The following is a 6803-nucleotide window of genomic DNA, read 5'->3' as shown; positions in this document are numbered from 1 at the left end:
GGACAAGCATGACGGCCCGCGCCATCATCGTCGGCGCGCCGCGCTCCGGCTCCGGCAAGACCAGCGTCACCATCGGCATTTTACGCGCGCTCACCCGGCGTGGGCTGAAGGTGCGAGGCGCCAAATCCGGCCCCGACTATATCGACCCCGGCTTCCACACCGCCGCCACGGGATTGTCCGGCGTCAATCTCGACAGCTGGGCGATGCCGCCATCGCTGCTCAACGCACTCGCCGCGCAAGCCGCCGACGACACCGATTTCGTCATCCTCGAAAGCGCCATGGGCCTGTTCGACGGCATTCCGGCCTCGCCCGGCCGCACCGGTTCGGCGGCCGACCTGGCGCGGCTCTACGGCCTGCCGGTGCTGCTGGTGCTCGACGTTTCCGGCCAGTCGACCACCGCGGCCGCCGTCGCCAAGGGTTTTGCCACCTACGATCCGGATGTACGCATGGCCGGTGTAGTGCTCAACCGGTTGGGCAGCGAGCGGCACCGCCGGCTGTCGGGCGACGCCATCGAGGCGATCGGCCTGCCGGTCGTCGGCGCCATCCTGCGCGATCCCACTCTGAACCTGCCCGAACGCCATCTCGGCCTCGTCCAGGCCGGCGAATATGACGACCTGATGGCGCATCTCGACCGGCTGGCCGACATGGCGGAGAAATCGCTCGACCTCGATGCGATCATGGCCCTGGCGACACCCTTCACCCCGGCGTCTGGCGGCTTCACCGACGCACTGGTGCCGCCCGGCCAGCGGATCGCACTGGCCGAGGATGCCGCCTTCACCTTCCTCTATCCGCATGTCGCCGCCTACTGGCGCAAGGCGGGTGCGGAAATCGTCCCGTTCTCGCCGCTCGCCGACGAAGCGCCCGACGAGACCTGCGATGTCTGCTGGCTGCCGGGCGGCTATCCCGAGCTTCACGCCGGCAAGCTCGCCGCCGCCGCGAATTTCCGCGCTGGGATGACCCTCTTCGCCGCGGCAAAGCCCATCCATGGCGAGTGCGGTGGCTTCATGGTGCTGGGCGAAGCGCTGGAGGACGCATCGGGCGACACGCATGCGATGCTCGGCCTGCTCGGCCATTCCACCAGCTTCGCCAGGCGCAAGATGAACCTCGGCTACCGCGAGGCGCGGTTGCGCGCCGACTGCCCGCTGGGCTCACAAGGTGCGCTGATCCGTGGCCACGAATTCCACTATGCGCAGATGACCTCTACCGGCAATGACGAGCCGCTGGCCGACCTCGCCGATGGCCAGGGCAATCCGATCGGCGCCTCGGGCTACCGGCGCGGCCATGTCAGCGGCACCTTTTTCCATGCGATTGCGAGAGGCTAGAGCATGAAGTTCAGGAATCTGGCCCTTTCACCGCGGCAGGTTGTCGACGACATCGCGCTATGCCTGGTCTTCTTCACCCGTCTGCCGCTGCCCGTCTTCGATTTTCGCGGCCGCAGCCTTGCCGCCGCGATCTGGGCAGCCCCCATTGCCGGACTTGTCGTCGGCCTGATCGGCGCCATCGTCTTTGCCACGGCCGAACGGTTTGGCCTGGCCATGGGGCCAGCGGCGGCCCTTGCTCTCGTGGCAACCGTGCTCACCACCGGCTGCCTGCATGAGGACGGGCTATCCGACGTCTCCGACGGCTTTGGCGGCGGCAAATCGCGCGGCCGCAAACTCGAGATCATGCGCGACAGCCGCATCGGTACATATGGTGCCGCGGCGCTGGGCCTGTCGCTGCTGATCCGCTGGAGCGCGCTGTCGGAGTTCGTCGATCCCACTCAGGCCCTCTTCGCCCTCATAGCCGCACACGCGGCCTCGCGCGGCCTGCTTGGCGCCTTCATGCATCTCTTGCCTTCAGCGCGGGTCGATGGCCTCTCGGCCGATGCCGGCACCGTCTCGCAGGAAACCGCCATCGCCGGCGCCGTGCTCGGCGCGATCCCGCTGCTCCTGCTTGGACTGGGCGGAGCCATCTTCGCGCTGATCCTGCTTGGCCTGCTGTTTGCCGCTTTCCGCGCCCTTTGCCTCAACCAGATCGATGGCCAGACCGGCGACACGATCGGAGCCTTGCAGCAGGCAAGCGAGATCGCGGTGCTGCTCGTCGCTTCCGTAGCGCTTTCCTGATCCTTTGGCCTGATTCTCTTGGCCTGATTCCTTTTCGGAGACTTTGCCCCCATGCCCTTCAAATCCCTTAGTGAATTGCGCGCCGCCTGCCTCGACCTGCCGGCCGGCAGCGATGCCGCGGCCAATGCGGTCGCCCGCCGCCAGGACACGCTGACCAAGCCGCAAGGCAGCCTTGGCCGGCTGGAGACGATCGCCGCCTGGCTGGCGCGCTGGCAGGGCCGCGACATGCCAAAACTCGACCGCGTAAAAGTCTTCGTCTTCGCCGGCAACCATGGCGTCACCGCGCAAGGCGTGTCGGCCTATCCTTCCGAGGTCACCGTGCAGATGGTGGCGAATTTCGCCGGCGGCGGTGCCGCCATCAACCAGCTTGCCCGCATGGCCGGCGCCGAACTCGACGTCATTCCGCTCGATCTCGACCATCCGACAGGCGATTTCACACAAGGGCCGGCAATGGACGAGAAGGCCTTTCTGGAGGCGGTCTCGGCCGGCTATGATGCCGTGACGAAGGATCTCGACCTGATCTGCTTCGGCGAAATGGGCATCGGCAACACGACGCCGGCGGCTGCCATCTCAGCAGCCCTGTTCGGCGGCGGCGCGGAAAAATGGACCGGGCGCGGCACCGGTGTCGACGATGCCGGCCTCAAGCGCAAGGTGGTCGCCATCGAAGCCGGGCTGAAGCGCCACGCCGCAGCGCTCACCGATCCGCTGGGTATTGCCGCGGCACTCGGAGGCCGCGAACTCGCCGCCATCTTCGGGGCGACGCTGGCCGCCCGGCATCTCGGCATACCCGTACTGCTCGACGGCTTCGTCTGCACCGCCGCCGCGGCCCCGCTGGCAAAGCTGCACCCGACCGCCCTCGCGCACACCATAGCAGCCCATGTCTCGGCGGAATCGGGCCACCGTGGCCTGCTCGAAGCCCTCGGCCTGCCGCCGCTGCTCGATCTCGGCATGCGGCTCGGCGAAGGCTCCGGCGCCTGCCTGGCCGTCAACATCGTCCGCTCGGCGCTGGAGTGCCATGCAAGGATGGCGAGCTTTGCCGAGGCTGGCGTTTCGGAGAAGTAGTTATTCATTCCCCGTATCGGGCCGACAAAGATGCCGTTGTCACGACAAAGGACGCATCTTCCCGTAACGGCGATTCTCAAATAGATTTTGCAGATGAAGAAATTTCATCCTGCCGCGGCTGCGGTGTTTATCGCCGGGGCGGTCGCTGTTGTGTTCCGTCACAGCAGCTATTCAAGTCATGGCCCGATCGACACCGGCATTTTCGTTGTCTTCCTGGTCTTCTTCTGGTGGCTCATCAGCGATTTCTCCGGGGGAAAAGACGGAATTGGCGCCAGCGATGCTGCAGCCGGGGAAAAGAGCCATGCTTTTCGATTCGGCCGGTTTCTGAGCCGCATTTTCCAACGCGGCTGAATCGCCACGAGATCCGGATAGCGCGGTTAAAGAATCACAGTCAGACAGCCTGCCCGAGACGCGCCAAACGCGTCTCGCTTTCAGGGTCTTTCCACCAACTCTTCTAGGAATTTGGTGGGTGCGCACAGGATTGAACTGTGGACCCGCTGATTAAGAGTCAGCTGCTCTACCAACTGAGCTACGCACCCACTCGGCCGGCAAAAACCGGCGTTGGCGGGCATATAGCCGCCACCATCGGTCCTGTCCAGCCCTGCCGGAATCATTTCCCGACAAATCGCTCCTGGGGTTCGTCATCCCTGGGCGAAGCAGGAGCAAAGCTCCGTCGCGAAGACCCTGGGATCCATGCCGGGACGCCAACCGAAGAACGCAACGGTGCAGAAAACATGTGCCTGCTAGCGAGCTGAAAACAGTAGACGAGGTGCGCTCAATCTGCACCGTCGGTATTCAGCCCGACGGTCGCGGCATGGATCCCAGGGTCTGCGCCGCGTCGCTTCGCTCCTTGCTCCGCCCTAGGATGACGACCGTAGCGCGATCACACGAAAAGCTTGCCCTCCGCCACCTTGATCGCGTTGCCGCCAATGCGCGCCGAGGCCAGTTTTCCGCCTTGCACGGTCAGTTCGAGGCGGATGCGCGAAGGCCGGCCCATCTCCAGCCCCTGCTCGATCCACAACTGCGAAATGCCGTCGGTCGGCGCGTCGAAATGCATGATGGCGCCGGCAAAGGCCGCTGCCGCCGAGCCGGTTGCCGGATCCTCATAGGAAGGCGTGCCGGGCACGATCATGCGCACATGGAAGGCGCTTTCGTGGTTCACCGTTTCGCGGCAGTAGACATAGGGACTGGCGAAGGCCCACTCGCTCTTGCGCGGCGCCAGTTCCGACCAGGCCTGGTTGTCCAGCCGGATGCGGCCCGCCGCCTCAAGATTGGCAACCGGGATGGTGACGTAGGGCACGCCCGCCGACCAGAACGCGACGCGGTGATTCTCGAAGCCGATCTCATGCGGCGTCAGCCCAAGCGCGGCACCGATCGCCTCCGGATCGGCATCGAGCTTCAGCGGCTCCGGCAGCTTCGCCAGGTCGAACTCGGCAAAAGTGTTGCCGTCATGCTTGCTGACGGCACACCGCACCGGGCCGATGTTTTCCTCCAGCACGAAGATGCCGGCGCCGCCCTCTTGCGCCAGTTCGGCCAGCGCGATCGCGGCGCCGACCGTCGGATGGCCGGCGAACGGCATTTCATAGTCGGGGGTGAAGATTCGAATGCGGTTTTTGTGCTTGGGATTGTCCGGCGGCAGCACGAAAACCGATTCCGACAGATTGAACTCACGCGCGATGGCCTGCATCGCCGCCGTGTCCAATCCCTTGCTGTCCAGCACGACGGCCAAGGGATTGCCGGCCAATCGCTCGGTCGTAAACACATCGTAGAGCAAGTAATTCCGGGTTTTCATTCCTGCCTCAATCCCAACATGGGCGAAATTTAATTTGATATTTGAACCAGTAAGCCTGATCTGTGCACAGATAGGGACATTGCGCATTATAGGGGTCCAGCGTGGACCAGATTGTCAATCTGCCAAAGACGGAATCGGATTCCGCCATCGAGACGGCGCTCGGGCTCGACAGAACGGGTCGGCGAAAGTCGCGCCGGCGCGGCTGGCTATATGCTCTGCTGGCGTTGATCGTGCTCGCTGCCGCGCTCGGCGTCTATCAGTGGTATGCCGGCTCGCCGGCCAGGATCGATTACACCACCGTGCCTGCCGCCAAGGCGGACCTCACCGTCGCGGTGTCGGCGACCGGCACGTTGCAGCCCCTTACCCAGGTCGACATTTCAAGCGAACTGTCCGGCATCATCCGCTCGGTCTCGGCCGAGGAGAACCAGCAGGTCAAGAAGGGTGACGTGCTGGCGACACTCGACACGGTGAAACTCGAAGTCCAGATCGAGCGCGCCGAAGCTTCGGCCAAGGCCGCCGCCGCCAATGTCGAGGACGCCACGGTTACGCTGGCCGAAAACGAGAAGGCGCTTGTGCGCGCCGCCGAACTGACCAGGCGCGGCATGGCGACCGACCAGTCGCTTGAAGCAGCAACCGCCACGCGCGACCGTTCCAAGGCAGCCCTCGACAGTGCGCAGGCCAACCTCGCCATCGCCCAGGCCGACCTCAAGGCGCAGCAGACCGACCTTGCCAAGAGCACCATCTATGCGCCGATCGACGGCATCGTGCTTACGCGATCGGTCGATCCCGGCCAGACGGTCGCCTCCTCCCTGCAGGCGCCGGTGCTGTTCATCATCGCCGCCGATCTCAGGAACATGGAACTGGTGGCGGCGGTCGACGAGGCCGACATCGGCGCGGTCAAGTCAGGCCAGCATGCCCGCTTCACCGTGGATGCCTTCCCCGAGCGGCCGTTCGATGCCGAGATCCGCGACATCTCCTATGCCTCGGTCACCACCGACGGCGTCGTCACCTACAATGCGCGGCTCGAGGTCGACAACAACGAGCTGTTGCTGCGGCCCGGCATGACCGCCACCGTTTCGGTCGTCACAAAACAGGCTAAGGGCGTGCTCACCGTACCCGCCACCGCCTTCCGCTATCGCCCGGCGCAGCAGGCCGCCCGCGGCTGGAGCCTGAGCGACCTGTTCACCGGCCGCATGGGGCGCCCCGGCGGCAATCGCCAGCGCCAGGCCGCCACAGTCCCCACCGACGGCTCGCGCACGCTCTACGTGCTGGAGAACGGGCGTCCGCACCCGGTCAATGTCAAGATCGGCTCCACCGACGGCGAACTGACCGAGATCATTTCGGGCCTGGACGAAGGCGCACAAATCATCACCGCGTCGCAGCAGCGGAGCTGATGCCGTGGCTACGGGCGCGACCCTCATCACCTTCGACAAGGTCTGGAAGAGCTACGGCCAGGGCGAGGCCAAGGTGCATGCGCTGGCAGGCGTCGATCTAGCGATCCGGCGTGGCGAATTCGTTGCCATCATGGGTCCGTCCGGCTCCGGCAAGTCGACGGCGATGAACATCATCGGCTGCCTCGACACGCCGACGGCCGGAACCTATTCCTTCATGGGCATCGACGCCGGCCGGCTCGACCGCAACCGCCGCGCCATGCTGCGCAACCTTTATGTCGGCTTCGTCTTCCAGGGCTACAATCTGCTGGCCCGCACCACGGCAGCCGAAAATGTCGAACTGCCGCTGATCTATCGCGGTGTTGCCGCGCGCGAGCGCCGCGACCTTGCCATGCAGGCGCTGGCGGAGGTCGGCCTTGTCGGCCGTGAGCACCACACGCCGGCCGAGCTGTCCGG

7 protein-coding genes and 1 tRNA gene are annotated in these 6803 nt (G+C 65.3%); 6 read left to right on the top strand and 2 right to left on the bottom strand.

Annotation, left to right across the window (positions count from 1 at the left end; translation table 11 throughout):
• Positions 1-8: 8 nt before the first annotated feature.
• From EOB59_RS29600 to EOB59_RS29585, 4 genes are all read left to right on the top strand, one after another.
• The gene (locus EOB59_RS29600; protein ID WP_128289852.1) at positions 9-1322 is read left to right on the top strand and encodes a cobyrinate a,c-diamide synthase; all 1314 of its coding nucleotides are present in this window, start codon (positions 9-11) and stop codon (positions 1320-1322) included.
• Positions 1323-1325: 3 nt separating this feature from the next.
• Positions 1326-2102, top strand: coding sequence for an adenosylcobinamide-GDP ribazoletransferase (gene cobS, locus EOB59_RS29595; RefSeq protein WP_127399295.1), 777 nt, complete (start codon positions 1326-1328; stop codon positions 2100-2102).
• A gap of 51 nt (positions 2103-2153) precedes the next feature.
• A complete protein-coding gene (gene cobT, locus EOB59_RS29590) occupies positions 2154-3164 on the top strand; it encodes a nicotinate-nucleotide--dimethylbenzimidazole phosphoribosyltransferase (RefSeq protein ID WP_128289851.1) in 1011 nt (336 codons plus the stop codon).
• A gap of 93 nt (positions 3165-3257) precedes the next feature.
• Positions 3258-3515: a hypothetical protein gene (locus EOB59_RS29585; protein ID WP_127328952.1), complete on the top strand. Its 258-nt coding sequence runs from the start codon at positions 3258-3260 to the stop codon at positions 3513-3515.
• A 112-nt stretch (positions 3516-3627) separates the two neighbouring features.
• Here the strand turns inward: EOB59_RS29585 and EOB59_RS29580 are convergent.
• Together EOB59_RS29580 and EOB59_RS29575 are read right to left on the bottom strand one after the other, a co-directional pair.
• A tRNA-Lys gene (locus EOB59_RS29580) sits at positions 3628-3703 on the bottom strand.
• A gap of 344 nt (positions 3704-4047) precedes the next feature.
• Positions 4048-4956: a PhzF family phenazine biosynthesis protein gene (locus EOB59_RS29575; RefSeq protein WP_128289850.1), complete on the bottom strand. Its 909-nt coding sequence runs from the start codon at positions 4954-4956 to the stop codon at positions 4048-4050.
• Positions 4957-5057: 101 nt separating this feature from the next.
• On the opposite strand from EOB59_RS29575, the gene EOB59_RS29570 reads away from it, so the two are divergent.
• Together EOB59_RS29570 and EOB59_RS29565 are read left to right on the top strand one after the other, a co-directional pair.
• Positions 5058-6350: an efflux RND transporter periplasmic adaptor subunit gene (locus tag EOB59_RS29570; RefSeq protein ID WP_127396386.1), complete on the top strand. Its 1293-nt coding sequence runs from the start codon at positions 5058-5060 to the stop codon at positions 6348-6350.
• Between the two features lie 4 nt (positions 6351-6354).
• A partial coding sequence (locus EOB59_RS29565; protein WP_245486810.1) for an ATP-binding cassette domain-containing protein occupies positions 6355-6803 on the top strand: 449 nt, incomplete at its 3' end.

It is taken from the genome of Mesorhizobium sp. M7A.F.Ca.MR.176.00.0.0 (genome assembly GCF_004023165.1).
Taxonomy (GTDB): domain Bacteria; phylum Pseudomonadota; class Alphaproteobacteria; order Rhizobiales; family Rhizobiaceae; genus Mesorhizobium.
This window is presented reverse-complemented; position numbering and strand designations above follow the sequence as displayed.

Coding starts and splice junctions, on each gene's coding strand:
- EOB59_RS29600 (WP_128289852.1), top strand. CDS start 9: ATGACGGCCCGCGCCATCATCGTCGGCGCGCCGCGCTCCGGCTCCGGC.
- cobS (WP_127399295.1), top strand. CDS start 1,326: ATGAAGTTCAGGAATCTGGCCCTTTCACCGCGGCAGGTTGTCGACGAC.
- cobT (WP_128289851.1), top strand. CDS start 2,154: ATGCCCTTCAAATCCCTTAGTGAATTGCGCGCCGCCTGCCTCGACCTG.
- EOB59_RS29585 (WP_127328952.1), top strand. CDS start 3,258: ATGAAGAAATTTCATCCTGCCGCGGCTGCGGTGTTTATCGCCGGGGCG.
- EOB59_RS29575 (WP_128289850.1), bottom strand. CDS start 4,956: ATGAAAACCCGGAATTACTTGCTCTACGATGTGTTTACGACCGAGCGA.